The 12,393-nt window shown below is 60.3% G+C and carries 11 protein-coding genes; 6 read left to right on the top strand and 5 right to left on the bottom strand.

From position 1 onward, the window contains the following. The first annotated feature begins 53 nt into the window (after positions 1-53). From rfbB to OQE56_RS05230, 6 genes are all read left to right on the top strand, one after another. A complete protein-coding gene (rfbB, locus tag OQE56_RS05255; RefSeq protein WP_267222267.1) occupies positions 54-1,124 on the top strand; it encodes a dTDP-glucose 4,6-dehydratase in 1,071 nt (356 codons plus the stop codon). After that, positions 1,121-2,008 carry a glucose-1-phosphate thymidylyltransferase RfbA gene (rfbA, locus tag OQE56_RS05250; RefSeq protein WP_267222265.1) on the top strand — a complete coding sequence of 296 codons (888 nt, stop codon included), beginning with the start codon at positions 1,121-1,123 and terminating at the stop codon, positions 2,006-2,008. The genes rfbB and rfbA overlap by 4 nt, the downstream gene beginning before the upstream one ends. Next, the gene (rfbC, locus tag OQE56_RS05245; protein ID WP_267222263.1) at positions 2,005-2,562 is read left to right on the top strand and encodes a dTDP-4-dehydrorhamnose 3,5-epimerase; all 558 of its coding nucleotides are present in this window, start codon (positions 2,005-2,007) and stop codon (positions 2,560-2,562) included. Before rfbA ends, rfbC begins: the two co-directional genes overlap by 4 nt. Continuing rightward, a complete protein-coding gene (gene rfbD / locus OQE56_RS05240) occupies positions 2,559-3,494 on the top strand; it encodes a dTDP-4-dehydrorhamnose reductase (protein WP_267222261.1) in 936 nt (311 codons plus the stop codon). The genes rfbC and rfbD overlap by 4 nt, the downstream gene beginning before the upstream one ends. A 5-nt stretch (positions 3,495-3,499) precedes the next feature. Beyond that, positions 3,500-4,912: a mannose-1-phosphate guanylyltransferase/mannose-6-phosphate isomerase gene (locus OQE56_RS05235; RefSeq protein WP_267222259.1), complete on the top strand. Its 1,413-nt coding sequence runs from the start codon at positions 3,500-3,502 to the stop codon at positions 4,910-4,912. Between the two features lie 250 nt (positions 4,913-5,162). Further along, on the top strand, positions 5,163-6,884 hold the full coding sequence (locus OQE56_RS05230) for a Wzt carbohydrate-binding domain-containing protein (protein ID WP_267222257.1): 1,722 nt from the start codon (positions 5,163-5,165) through the stop codon (positions 6,882-6,884). Between the two features lie 84 nt (positions 6,885-6,968). Here the strand turns inward: OQE56_RS05230 and glmS are convergent, their stop codons facing one another. From glmS to OQE56_RS05205, 5 genes are all read right to left on the bottom strand, one after another. Next, complete coding sequence (glmS, locus tag OQE56_RS05225) at positions 6,969-8,798, bottom strand: glutamine--fructose-6-phosphate transaminase (isomerizing) (RefSeq protein WP_267222255.1); 1,830 nt, start codon at positions 8,796-8,798, stop codon at positions 6,969-6,971. Between the two features lie 137 nt (positions 8,799-8,935). Further along, the gene (locus tag OQE56_RS05220; RefSeq protein ID WP_267222253.1) at positions 8,936-10,306 is read right to left on the bottom strand and encodes a pyridoxal-phosphate dependent enzyme; all 1,371 of its coding nucleotides are present in this window, start codon (positions 10,304-10,306) and stop codon (positions 8,936-8,938) included. Between the two features lie 185 nt (positions 10,307-10,491). After that, positions 10,492-10,719 (bottom strand): HP1242/YdcH family protein, encoded by a 228-nt coding sequence (locus OQE56_RS05215; protein ID WP_074548679.1) that lies wholly within the window; start codon positions 10,717-10,719, stop codon positions 10,492-10,494. 416 nt (positions 10,720-11,135) lie between these two features. Next, a complete protein-coding gene (locus OQE56_RS05210; protein WP_267222249.1) occupies positions 11,136-11,762 on the bottom strand; it encodes a DUF4398 domain-containing protein in 627 nt (208 codons plus the stop codon). Then, positions 11,759-12,355 carry a DUF4398 domain-containing protein gene (locus OQE56_RS05205; RefSeq protein ID WP_267222248.1) on the bottom strand — a complete coding sequence of 199 codons (597 nt, stop codon included), beginning with the start codon at positions 12,353-12,355 and terminating at the stop codon, positions 11,759-11,761. The genes OQE56_RS05210 and OQE56_RS05205 overlap by 4 nt, the downstream gene beginning before the upstream one ends. Positions 12,356-12,393 lie beyond the last annotated feature (38 nt).

Genomic DNA, 12,393 nt, shown 5'->3' with positions numbered 1-12,393 from the left:
TCGGCCCCGCCCATTTGGGATGCCACCAATGTGGCTGCATAGATAGGGACTAAATGAATATTCAACAAAGTGAGCCGAAGACCATACTCGTGACCGGCGGGGCAGGATTTATCGGCGCGAACTTCGTGTTGCAGGCCATTGGCAATGGATTTTGCGTCGTCAATCTGGACAAGCTGACTTACGCCGGCAATTTAGACACCCTGTCTTCCCTGACCGGAAACGATCAGCATGTTTTCACGCAGGGCGATATTGGCGATCGCTCGTTGGTGGCGCAGCTGCTGAAGCGGCATCGCCCCTGCGCCGTTGTGAATTTCGCGGCGGAATCGCATGTCGACCGCTCCATCGATGGGCCCGCTGCGTTTATAGAGACCAACGTTGTAGGCACCCTTGCCCTGCTTGAGTGCGTCCGCGACTACTGGCAACAGCTCGGCGAGCCGTCACGCGACGCCTTCCGCTTTCTGCACGTATCGACCGACGAGGTTTACGGATCACTCGGATCGGAGGGCAAGTTCACAGAAACCACGCCCTTTGCCCCGAATTCACCCTATTCGGCCTCCAAGGCAGCGTCTGACCACCTGGTCCGTGCGTTCCATCACACTTATGGCCTGCCGACACTGACGACGAATTGCTCGAACAATTACGGGCCTTATCAGTTTCCGGAAAAGCTGATCCCACTGATTATCCAGAAGGCGCTGCAAGGCGCGCCGCTGCCTGTCTATGGGGACGGCCTGAATGTGCGCGACTGGTTGTTCGTCAGCGATCACTGCACGGCTATCCAGCGTGTGCTTGAGGCCGGGCGTGTAGGTGAAACGTACAATATCGGTGGCAACGCCGAGCGGGAAAATATTTCCGTGGTGAAGAGCATCTGCGCTCTGCTGGATCAGCGGGAGCCATTGGCTGATGGCGCCCGCCGCGAGTCGCTCATCACTTTCGTGAAAGACCGCCCGGGCCATGATCGCCGCTATGCGATCGATTCGAGCAAGCTTCAGCGCGAGCTAGGTTGGCGCCCCTCCAGGACTTTCGAAACCGGCATTACCGAAACGGTTGACTGGTATCTCGCCAACCAGGCCTGGACCCGGCGTGTACTGGATGGCAGTTATCGCCTGGAGAGGATGGGTGCATGAGTATCAGAAAGGGCATCATCCTCGCTGGTGGCTCCGGCACACGGCTCTACCCGATCACGCAGGCCGTCAGCAAACAGTTGCTGCCGGTTTACGACAAGCCAATGATTTACTACCCATTGGCAACGCTCATGCTGGCCGGCATCCGCGAAATTCTGGTGATCAATACGCCCCATGAGCAAGTGCTTTTTCAGCGTCTGCTGGGCGATGGATCGCAATGGGGTATCAATATTCAGTACGCCGTGCAGCCCTCACCCGACGGGCTTGCGCAGGCTTTTCTGATTGGTCGCGAGTTCATCGCCGGAGCACCGAGCTGCCTGGTGCTGGGCGACAACATTTTCTATGGCGTCGGCCTCACCGATCGCATCAAGCGCGCATCGGCACGTGATAAAGGCGCCACGGTGTTTGGTTACTGGGTAAAGGACCCAGAGCGTTATGGCGTCGCAGAGTTCGACGGCCAGGGTCGGGTCATCGGCCTGGAGGAGAAGCCGGCGAAACCCAAGTCCCATTACGCCGTTACCGGACTGTATTTCTACGACAACATGGTTTGCGATTACGCCGCAGAACTAAAGCCATCGGCACGTGGCGAACTGGAGATCACGGATCTCAATCGTCACTACCTCAAGGATGGTCAGCTGCACCTGGAGCAACTGGGTCGCGGGTATGCATGGCTGGACACCGGCACGTATGAGTCGCTGATGGAAGCGGGCAACTACGTGGAGACCATCGAGAAGCGGCAGGGTCTGAAGGTGTGTTGCCCTGAGGAAGTGGCATTCATCAATGGATGGATCGACCGCGAACAGCTGCAACGTCTGGCGGCACCGCTGATCAAAAACAGCTACGGGCAATACCTGAATGATTTGGCGACGCAGGACTGGGCACCATGAAAGCAAGTCTGACATCCCTGCCTGGCGTACAGGTCATCGAACCCAGGGTCTTTGGTGATCCTCGCGGTTACTTTTACGAGAGTTACCACCAGGCGAAATATCACGAATTGGGCATCGATGCCCGTTTCGTGCAAACCAACGTTTCGAGTTCCGCGCGAGGCGTGTTGCGCGGATTGCATTACCAATGGCCCAACCCGCAGGGCAAACTGGTCAGCGTCTTGCAGGGCGAGGTGTATGACGTCGCAGTAGACATACGCCGGGGATCACCCACGTTTGGTCAGTGGACTGCAGTGATGCTCACGGGTGAAAACCACAAGCATTTCTGGATTCCCGAGGGCTATGCGCACGGATTCTGCGTGCTGTCCGAGATGGCCGTGTTTACCTATCAATGCACGGCGCTCTACGAGCCCTCAGCCGACCGCGCCATTTGCTGGAACGACGCCGCTATCGGCATTGATTGGCCCATCGCCGAGCCCCTGTTGTCGGACAAGGACAGCAAGGCGCCACTGTTGACCGATATCGCGCCCCAGCATCTTCCCGAGTATGTGGCATGAACATTCTGTTGCTCGGCGCGAACGGGCAGCTTGGCCGCAGCTTCATCGAACACGGCGGATTGGCTGCCATGGGCAGCCTGACCGTTGCCAGTCGTGATGGCCAATGCTTCGACGGTAGTGCCATCGAAGCAGTCGACCTGGCGGTGCCGGGCACCCTGACAAAGGCATTGGACAAGCTGCAGCCAACAGTGATCGTCAACGCAGCGGCTTATACCGCCGTAGATCGGGCGGAGGACGAGGAAGGGCTCGCCACCCTCATTAATGGTGAAGCTGTGGGTGTGCTCGGTGACTGGGCGCAACGGCATCATGCGCTGGTTGTGCACTACTCGACTGACTATGTCTTTGACGGGTCGAGCACCAGCCCCTATGCGATCAATGCGCCCACAGCCCCCCTGGGAGCCTATGGGCGAAGCAAGCTCGCCGGGGAGAAAGCTTTGCGAGCCAGCGGCGCGCGACACTTCATATTTCGCACGTCCTGGGTTTACTCAGCACATGGCCATAACTTTCTCCGCACCATGCTTCGCCTCGGCGCCGAGCGAGACCAGTTGGGCGTGGTTGCTGACCAGGTTGGCAGCCCCACACCGACCAGCCTTCTCGTCACCGGAAGTCTTGCTGCACTACAACAATGGCATGCCGCACGCGACGATGAGCGCCGGGAATCGGAAGGCACGCACCATCTGGTCGCCAATGGCGAGACCTCGTGGCATGGTTTTGCCTCGGCGATCTTCGATACCGCGCTTGACGTCGGCCTTATGGAACGCCGCCCCGTAGTTCAGGCCATTGCGACGGCCGATTTCCCCACTCGGGCCAGGCGCCCCGCTTATTCCGTGCTAGATAATTCGGATTTTGAACAGCGTTTCGCCTTTACACTTCCCACCTGGCAGCAGGGCCTATTCATGGCTCTGCACCAACTGGCACTCAACGGATCGTGACTAACATGCTGATTCCACTCATCCTCAGCGGCGGTAGCGGCACTCGCCTGTGGCCCGTGTCACGCAAGAATCTTCCCAAGCAGTTCCTGTCTCTGACTGGGCAAGGCACCTTGTTCCAGCAGACAGTGGAGCGCACACGATTGCTGCCGGACGTGGCCGCCCCCATCGTGGTGGCGAGTGAGGACCATCGCTTTCTGGCAGCCGAGCAGCTACTTGAGACCGGCGTCAAGAACGCCACCATCGTACTTGAGCCAGTGGCGCGCAATACGGCACCTGCCATCGCGTTGGGCGCGCTGCAAGCAGTCAAACGCGACCCCGATGCGATCCTCCTGGTGCTGCCGGCCGACCACCTGATCGGTGATGCTGATAGCTTTTCGGAAGGGGTTCATCTCGCGCTCCCCGCTGCAAACGCTGGCTGGCTGGTTACTTTCGGTATTCGCCCCGATCGTCCTGAAACCGGCTTTGGCTACATCCGTCGAGCCGAGGTGATCGACGATGGTGCATACCAAGTCGCACAGTTCGTCGAGAAGCCAGCACTCGCTACAGCCGAGGCTTACCTTGCCGATGGCGGTTACGACTGGAACTCGGGCATGTTTATGTTCAAAGCCTCTCGTTACCTTGAGGAACTCGAGCAATACGCCCCGGACATGCTCGAGGCCGTGCGAATCGCCTATGAATCGGCAAAGGCGGACCTCGATTTCGTTCGTATCGACGCCGAAGCGTTCGCCAGGGTTCCCGACAACTCCATCGACTATGCAGTCATGGAGAAAACGCTTCGGGCCGCCGTCATTCCTGTCTCCTGCGATTGGAGCGACATTGGTTCATGGTCAGCACTGTGGCTCGCCGGGGCGCGTGACGCGCAAGGTAATCTGCGTGAAGGCGATACCATCACGGTAAATACGAGCAACTCTCTGCTTCGCTCACATGAGCGCCACTTGCTGGCGACGGTCGGTGTGGACAACCTGATTGTCGTCACCACGCCTGATGCCACGCTCGTCGCGCATCGCGATGCCGCGCAGGACGTCAAGCGCGTCGTGGACGAGTTGAAGGCAGCGGGCCGAAGCGAGCACTCGTTCCATCGCATTGTTCGCCGTCCGTGGGGTAGCTACGACTCCATCGAATCCGGGGAGCGCTTCCAGGTTAAACGTATTGTCGTAAAGCCAGGGGCGGCACTCAGCCTGCAAAAACATCACCATCGCGCTGAGCACTGGATCGTCGTTTCAGGCACTGCTGAAGTCACGTGTGACGAACGGGTATTCCTCCTTGGCGAAAACCAGAGCACCTATATTCCGCTCGGCAGCGTGCATCGCCTCCGGAACCCCGGAAAGGTGCCGCTTGAACTGATTGAGGTTCAATCAGGCAGCTACCTTGGTGAGGATGACATCGTTCGCATCGAGGATGTCTACGGTCGATCCTGACCCTTACGTAGCGTGACCAAAAAAAGCCGTGCACGCGCCGCACGGCTTTTTTTTGCCCCTTGTACAGACCGCTCATAGAAATATGCGAAAGCTCTCGCAAAAATTTGATGCTTACGCCATCCTTACGTCAACCATTGATGCATGTCAGGCGTTCGTATCGCGAGGTGAGCAGCGGCTAGCTTTGCCGCGGCTGCCCCGGTACCAACCAAAACGACAAAAACAAGCATTTACAATAACTTGCACTAAATAAATGGCCGACAAAAAGATAAAGCTTCTGCATCTGCACCTGCCTAAGACCGGGGGAACGGCGCTCCGCCGCTTCTTTGTCGATCAATTGGGTGAGGAATCGGTGAGCCCGCCCTTGCAAGGCATGATGCTGGAAGAGGCATTACTGCAATGGCGCGATACTGCGGTCATCAGCGGCCATTTCATTGCGCGGCAAGCCGACATCATTCCCCCTGAGCGATTGGCCGTCACGGTGTTGAGAGATCCCGTTGACCGCTTTCTCTCGGAGTACTTCTACAACAAATTTGATGTAGACAACTTGCTTGTCGACGCATGCCAACGTGCCGGAGATCTGGAGACCTATATCGAGCACCTCTCGCAGGTGCCGGCAAACGCTCCCATGACACAAATGGAGATGCTCTATCCGCTCGGCACAACGGCACAAACACGCCTGAGCACGGATGAGAAATTCTCAGCATCGAAAATAGCCATCGATCAGTTCGCGCTCGTTGGCGTTCAAGAGGAGATGGAAGATTTCTGCAGCATGCTCTGCGCCAAGTTCCGGTGGCCGCTAGCGTGGGCCGAGCAGCTCAATGTCACCTCCCGTCGTTTGCAGCCAAGCGACCTGACGACCGGCCAGCGCCGCGCCATCGAGAATCTGCTTGAGCCGGAGATCGCCCTTTATTCCTATGCGCATTCCCGCTTCAAGCGTGATCGCCGTGGATTCATTTCGTCGGCTGGCCTGGCAGCAGAGGGCCATCCCGATCTATCAAGCGCCGCCAACGAGGACAGCAACGAAACCGAGCACTGCCCAGAGCCAGTCAAACAAGACTTCGGGGACCTTCGCTGCCAGATCAATGCAGTCGAGATCATCGGCAGGGTCTCCGGGCCAGGCCAGGTCATGACTGGCGAAATGATGGATGTACTGTTTCATGTCACCGCGCGAGAGGCACTCGATCAGGTCAGCGCCGGTATCGCCATCAAGGATGAGCACGGATCACTTGCCTTCGGCACCAACTCGCTACTGCTTGGCGACATCTATTCCTTGGCCCCGGGCAGCTACACCATTCGATTCAGCACGCTAAATCGCCTGGGCCCCGGCGCTTATTCTGTCGATGCCGCGCTCACACCCACATCCTCCCACTACGACGGCTGCTTCCATTGGCGGCATGCCGCCGCAAGCTTCAACGCACTGGCTTATGCCACCCAACATTTCGAGGGGAAGGTTCTGCTCGATATAGATCTCGGCATTGAAAGCACGTCAGAAGGTGCTGCCTGGTGCCGCAAGCTCCCCAACGAGGAAACCATTTCTGCACGTGCTTTTAGCGCGACCGGCAAGGCGCTGACGACATTTCGCTCGTCTCTGGACGTGATGTCCTCCGTTGACTTGGCGCCGCTAGGCACAGACCTGCTACTGCAGGTCAAGCTCACCAACCAAAGTACGGAAACCTGGCACTCCCGGGGCCGCTATCCGGTCAAACTTTCCTATCGCTGGCTCACAGAAACGGGGAGAGTCGTGGTGGCGGACGGCGCACGCACGGATCTGCCTGGCGACCTCGCACCGGGCGCCTACGCACTGACCTGCATGCACGTGCGGCTACCAGACGTACCAGGCAGATACTGTCTTGCGGCCTCACTGGTACAGGAACACATTGCGTGGTTCATTGATCAGGACCACACCAACGGCCGTATCTTGCCCATCACCGTGCTTAGCGCGAACGTGCTCACGGCTCTTGGCGAGACCTAAGATAACCGCCAGGGACGCCACATTCGGGCGTCCCTGTTGGGAACACTTGTAGATTGCACCAACCCAGCAGTGCAATGGTGACGGTTACTCCACCGTCACCGACTTGGCCAGATTGCGCGGCTGGTCCACATCGGTGCCACGCAGTACCGCCACGTGATACGCAAGCAACTGCATGGGCACAGTGAATACGGCCGGCGCGATGAATTCCCCGCCACCATCCATGCGCAAGATGGCACCGCGGGATGCATTGCCGTCCATGCTGGCCTCGCCGTCGGCAAATACCAGCAGTTCGCCGCCGCGCGCACGCACTTCCTGCAGGTTCGACTTGAGCTTGTCCAGCAGTGGGCCGTTCGGTGCGACGGCGATGACGGGCATATCTTCGTCCACGAGCGCCAACGGGCCGTGTTTGAGCTCGCCGGCAGCATAGGCCTCGGCGTGGATGTAGGAGATTTCCTTGAGCTTGAGTGCACCTTCCATCGCCACCGGATACTGCACGCCGCGCCCGAGGAAGAGCGCATGCTGGCGATGAATCAGGTGCTCTGCCAGCTCGATGATTTGCGGCTCGAGTTCGAGTGCCTTTTCGATCATCGAAGGCATGCGTTGCAGCTGAGAGGCAAGGTCGGCGTGGCGTTCGCCATCCAGGCCTCGCTGATGAGCCAGTTGCAAGGTCAGCAAACCGAGGGCCGCCAGCTGCGTGGTGAACGCCTTGGTGGAAGCGACTCCGATTTCCGGACCTGCGCGCGTCATCAGCTTGAGATCGGCTTCGCGAACCACCGAGGACTCAGGTACGTTGCAGATCGCCAGCGTGCCGAGATAGCCACGGCGACGCGACTCGCGCATTGCTGCCAAGGTGTCCGCCGTTTCGCCTGACTGGGAGATCGCCACGAACAGCGTGCCCTCGGGCACCACGGCTTCGCGATAGCGATATTCGCTGGCCACCTCCACGTTGACCGGCAGGCGTGCGTACTCCTCAATCCAGTACTTGGCGACAAGGCCGGCGTGATAGCTGGTACCGCAAGCAATGATGTGCAGACCCTTCACCTTGGCCAGCAGTTCATCGCCGCCGACGCCAAAGATATTCGGCAACACGCCATTGGGGCCAATGCGCGCCTCCAGCGTATCGGCCACCGCGCGCGGCTGTTCGAAGATTTCTTTCTGCATGTAGTGGCGGTATTCGCCACGTTCCACGGCATCGGTAGAGAGTTCACTTTCGTGCACGGCGCGTTCGACCGGCTTGCCGTCGCGGCCGTAGATCTGCACGTGGTCGCGCGTGATCTCGACGACGTCATGCTCTTCGAGATAGATGATCTTGTTGGTGACCTGAATAAGCGCCTGCGCATCCGAGCCCAGGAAGTGCTCACCAATGCCCACGCCCACCAATAGCGGTGCGCCGTGGCGTGCACCCACCACATGGCCGGGCTCCTTGCTGCTGACCACAGCGATGGCATAGGCGCCTTCCAGCCCGCGCACGGTCGCCGTCACTGCTTCACGCAAGCTCATGCCCGATTCCACGCGCTCGCTGATCAGCGCGGCCATGACCTCGGTGTCGGTTTCCGACGTAAACACGTGGCCACCTGCTTGCAGTTCCGCCCTCAGGCTTGCGTAGTTCTCGATGATGCCGTTGTGCACCAGCGCCACGTTGCCAGCGGTATGAGGATGCGCATTGGCTTCATTGGGCACGCCGTGTGTAGCCCAACGCGTATGCGCGATGCCGGTACCACCGGGGAACGGGTTGGCGAGATACAGCGACTCCATCTCACGAACCTTGCCCTTGGCACGAACGCGATGAACATCACCATGGTCAAGCACGGCAATGCCCGCTGAATCGTATCCGCGATATTCAAGCGCCTTCAGGCCGGCTATCAGCAGCGGCGCCACATCACGTTGGGCAACGGCGGCAACAATTCCACACATGAGCTATTACTCCTGGAAAACGGGTGCGATCCATCGCATCGCAAACCGCGACTTTGCGGGTACCCGATTTCAACAAACTTTCATGGCAATGGACGGGCGGCCGGATGCTTCATCCTGACCGCGCGTCCAGGCTTGGTTCAATGCACCTTGCGGCGTAGATAGTTCAGCAGATCAATCCGGGTAATCAGGCCCAGGAACTGCTCGCCATCGACCACAATGGCCACGTGGCCGCGCTCGAACACGGGCAGCAGCGACTCGATCGGCGATCGCACGTCCAGCATCTGCAGGTTGGTAATCATGGCCGTAGACACCGGATCGCGGAACCTGGTTTCGTCCGCGTGCACGTGCATCAGCACGTCGGACTCGTCCAGGATGCCCACCAGGCGGCTGCCATCCATCACCGGCAGCTGCGACACGTCATAAAGCTTCATGCGCGTGTACGCCGTCATCAGCAGCTCGCCCGGCCCCACCACCACGGTGTCGCGCTGGGCGAACGGGCGCAGCAGCAGATCGCGCAGATCGCCGTGCTGCTCACGGGCGATAAACCCGTTATCGAGCATCCAGTAGTCGTTGTACATCTTCGACAGGTACTTGTTACCGGTATCGCACACCAGCGTCACGACGCGCTTGGGCGTGGTCTGCTCGCGGCAATAGCGCAACGCGGCTGCCAGAAGTGTGCCGGTGGACGATCCGCCGAGAATGCCTTCCTTCGCCAGCAATTCGCGCGCGGTCAGGAAGCTTTCCTTGTCGGGGATCGCATAGGCCTTCTTCACGCGCGTGAAATCGCTGATGCTGGGCAAGAAATCCTCACCGATGCCTTCGACCATCCAGCTACCGGACTTCGTCGAAAGCGTGCCCTCGTTGATGTACTGGGCCAGGATGGATCCGACCGGATCGGCCAGCACGAAGTCGGTGTTCGGCGAGTGCTGCGCAAAGAACTTCGACAGGCCGCTCAGCGTGCCCGACGAGCCGCAGCCGACCACGATGGCGTCGACCTTGCCGTCCAGTTGCTCGAGGATCTCCGGGCCCGTGGTGGCGATATGCGCCGCCGGGTTGTCCGGGTTGCCGAACTGGTTGATGAAGTAGGCGCCTGGCGTTTCGCGGGCGATACGCTCGGCCATGTCCTGGTAGTACTCAGGATGGCCCTTGGCCACGTCCGACCGGGTGAGCACGACCTCGGCGCCCATCGCCTTGAGATTGAAGATCTTCTCGCGGCTCATCTTGTCGGGCACCACCAGAATCAGGCGATAGCCCTTCTGCTGTGCCACCAGAGCCAGGCCCAGACCGGTGTTGCCGGCAGTGCCTTCCACCAGCGTATCGCCCGGGCGAATCTTTCCGGCCTTCTCCGCGCCTTCGATCATCGACAGGCCAATGCGGTCTTTGACCGAACCGCCGGGGTTGGCGCTTTCCAGCTTGAGGAACAGTTCACACGGTCCGACGTCCAGGCGCTGCGCGCGTACCATCGGGGTACGTCCGATCAGTTCAAGGACACTTTGGTTGACCGTCATGGGGACTCCTGGCTGTAAATCTCAGCCGCCCTCAAGCGACCGAATGAGGCGCTGATAATAACCGAGCCACCCTGTCCCCTTCCCTTCTCCAAATGTACTGCGGCTTCCCCAAATGCACTGCGGCCCCGGAAGCCGTTCCCTTTCGGGAGGGCGCCGGGGCCGCGTTCATGCGAAACCTCGCAGATTCAGTTGATGCGGTGCGCTCGGGTGTCCCACATGCGCTGGAGTCGCTCCTTCGCGTGGAGCTTCTCCTTCTTCATGCCCGATAACGTCATGTCATCGATGGGAAGCACGCCGATTTCGGCATCGTGCACCTTACTGTCGAGCTCCTGGTGATGTTGGTAAAGCCGGCGGAATTCCGCATCGGCCTTCATCAAAGCTTCGACATCATCACGCTGCTGGTTTTCAAACATGATTCAACCTCCTCTGGAGAGAACAGCGGGTGCCTGGGAGTGGCGCCCGCAGACGATGAATCACACGCACACACCCGCGATCCATGCCGGTCAACCGGTCCATGGAGAACGATGGAGGGGAGGGATGAGTGCATGATTCAGGTCAGTGACCCAGGGCGCGAAGGTGCCCCCTGGGAACTTGACCCTACTCCCGGTCCTCGGGTCATGCAAGCGTCACAAACGGACTAGGGACCCGCAGAAGAATTGTTAAAAAAGGCTGCCAGAACAGTCTTTTACGCAACAACAACGAGAGACTTAGGGGGCGGGGCAAAAGAGACGCGACAAGCTGTCCCTTCTCACGCTTCGACCGGGAACACGAAGGCCGGCGGTGCTACCCGGCCGGCCTTCGCAAGTTCCGCTCTGGAAACCGGGCGAATTTACTTGCCCGAGTCCTTGGACGAACTGTCGGATGACCTGCTATCGCCCTGCATCTGCGAGCGCATGGCGCGTGCGGCCTGAGCAGCCAGGTCGGCCTGCTTCTTGGCAGCATTGGCCACCTTGGCCTGTGCAGCCGCCAGTTTCTTGGCCTGCGCGGCTTCAGCCTGGGCCTGGGCGGTCGCCTCGGCACCGGCAGCCGCCTGGCGCGCAGCCTCTTCCTGCGCCGCCTGGTACTGCAGACGCTGGCGTTCGAGCTCGCGACGAGCCATCTCGGTCTCGCGACGGCTGCCATCGAGCTGGATCTGGTCGTGTTCGCGATCCAGCTTGCCCATTTGCAGCTGGGCGTCCTGCAGCTGGGCGGTGGCGCGGGCCAGATCCACGCGGCGCTCGGCGATGTAGAGCGCATGCGCGCGATCACGCGAACGCGCCTGGGCAAGCTGATTGATGGCGTCGCGCGCGCGGGCCTGTTCGGCCTGGGCGTAGCCGCCCAGCGCCGGATCACTGGCAAGCTGATCCAGGCTGCCGGTCAGGCGGGAGACGTCCATGTCGTCCTTCGACGCATGGGCCATGCCTGCGGCCGCGAACGCCAAGAGCAGCGCGGAGAGTCGGAGGGTCAAGGATTTCATAGGTGACCTCCCTGGTCAGTGTTCGACTGGGGCACCGGCTGAGCGGGATTCGGGCTCTGCGGAATGGTCTCGAAGCCCTGCCCCTGGGGAATGGGCTCGCCTAGCGCCGAACTCGGCGGTGCCGGCATGTCCATGGTCTGCTGCTGGGCCGGCAGGCCCGCGGCCTGGCTCTGGCTCTGCTGTTGCTGGTCCGACAGCGTTTGCTCGATCTGCTCGCGCAGCTGCTCGTTGGCAGACGTTTTTTTCTGGATCTGCGCACGCGCAGCGGCCAGGCGGGCCTTGGCACGCGCCAGCTCGGCGTCCGCACGCGCTTCGTCAGCCAGCAGGGCCGCCTGGTCGTAGTCGCGCTTGGCCATAGCACCCTGCGCCTGCTGGAACTTGTTCTGGGCAAAGCCCAGGTCCACCGGGGCGTAATCGGCCGCGTCGGCGTCGCGGGCAGCCTGCAGCTGCACCTGGGCCAGATTCATGGCCCCGTCCGGCGGCGGCGTGGTCGCGCAACCGGCCAGTGCCAGGGTCATAGCCAGCGTCAACGTCGAAACCGCCGTACGAACGCCCTTGGGGCGCCCCGACGGCGGGGAAAAGATGTGCACCATCACTCAGTCCTCTCGGAGTGTCACAGCGTATTGTGGGC

It is taken from the genome of Dyella silvae (genome assembly GCF_026421305.1).
GTDB classification, from domain to species: Bacteria; Pseudomonadota; Gammaproteobacteria; order Xanthomonadales; family Rhodanobacteraceae; genus Dyella; species Dyella silvae.
The sequence above is the reverse complement of the archived record's forward strand: the minus strand, read 5'-3'. Positions and strand labels throughout refer to the sequence as shown.

What these genes read in the sequence shown, in the direction of transcription:
- rfbB (WP_267222267.1), top strand. Translation starts at nt 54, where the DNA reads ATGAATATTCAACAAAGTGAGCCGAAGACCATACTCGTGACCGGCGGG.
- rfbA (WP_267222265.1), top strand. Translation starts at nt 1,121, where the DNA reads ATGAGTATCAGAAAGGGCATCATCCTCGCTGGTGGCTCCGGCACACGG.
- rfbC (WP_267222263.1), top strand. Translation starts at nt 2,005, where the DNA reads ATGAAAGCAAGTCTGACATCCCTGCCTGGCGTACAGGTCATCGAACCC.
- rfbD (WP_267222261.1), top strand. Translation starts at nt 2,559, where the DNA reads ATGAACATTCTGTTGCTCGGCGCGAACGGGCAGCTTGGCCGCAGCTTC.
- OQE56_RS05235 (WP_267222259.1), top strand. Translation starts at nt 3,500, where the DNA reads ATGCTGATTCCACTCATCCTCAGCGGCGGTAGCGGCACTCGCCTGTGG.
- OQE56_RS05230 (WP_267222257.1), top strand. Translation starts at nt 5,163, where the DNA reads ATGGCCGACAAAAAGATAAAGCTTCTGCATCTGCACCTGCCTAAGACC.
- glmS (WP_267222255.1), bottom strand. Translation starts at nt 8,798, where the DNA reads ATGTGTGGAATTGTTGCCGCCGTTGCCCAACGTGATGTGGCGCCGCTG.
- OQE56_RS05220 (WP_267222253.1), bottom strand. Translation starts at nt 10,306, where the DNA reads ATGACGGTCAACCAAAGTGTCCTTGAACTGATCGGACGTACCCCGATG.
- OQE56_RS05215 (WP_074548679.1), bottom strand. Translation starts at nt 10,719, where the DNA reads ATGTTTGAAAACCAGCAGCGTGATGATGTCGAAGCTTTGATGAAGGCC.
- OQE56_RS05210 (WP_267222249.1), bottom strand. Translation starts at nt 11,762, where the DNA reads ATGAAATCCTTGACCCTCCGACTCTCCGCGCTGCTCTTGGCGTTCGCG.
- OQE56_RS05205 (WP_267222248.1), bottom strand. Translation starts at nt 12,355, where the DNA reads ATGGTGCACATCTTTTCCCCGCCGTCGGGGCGCCCCAAGGGCGTTCGT.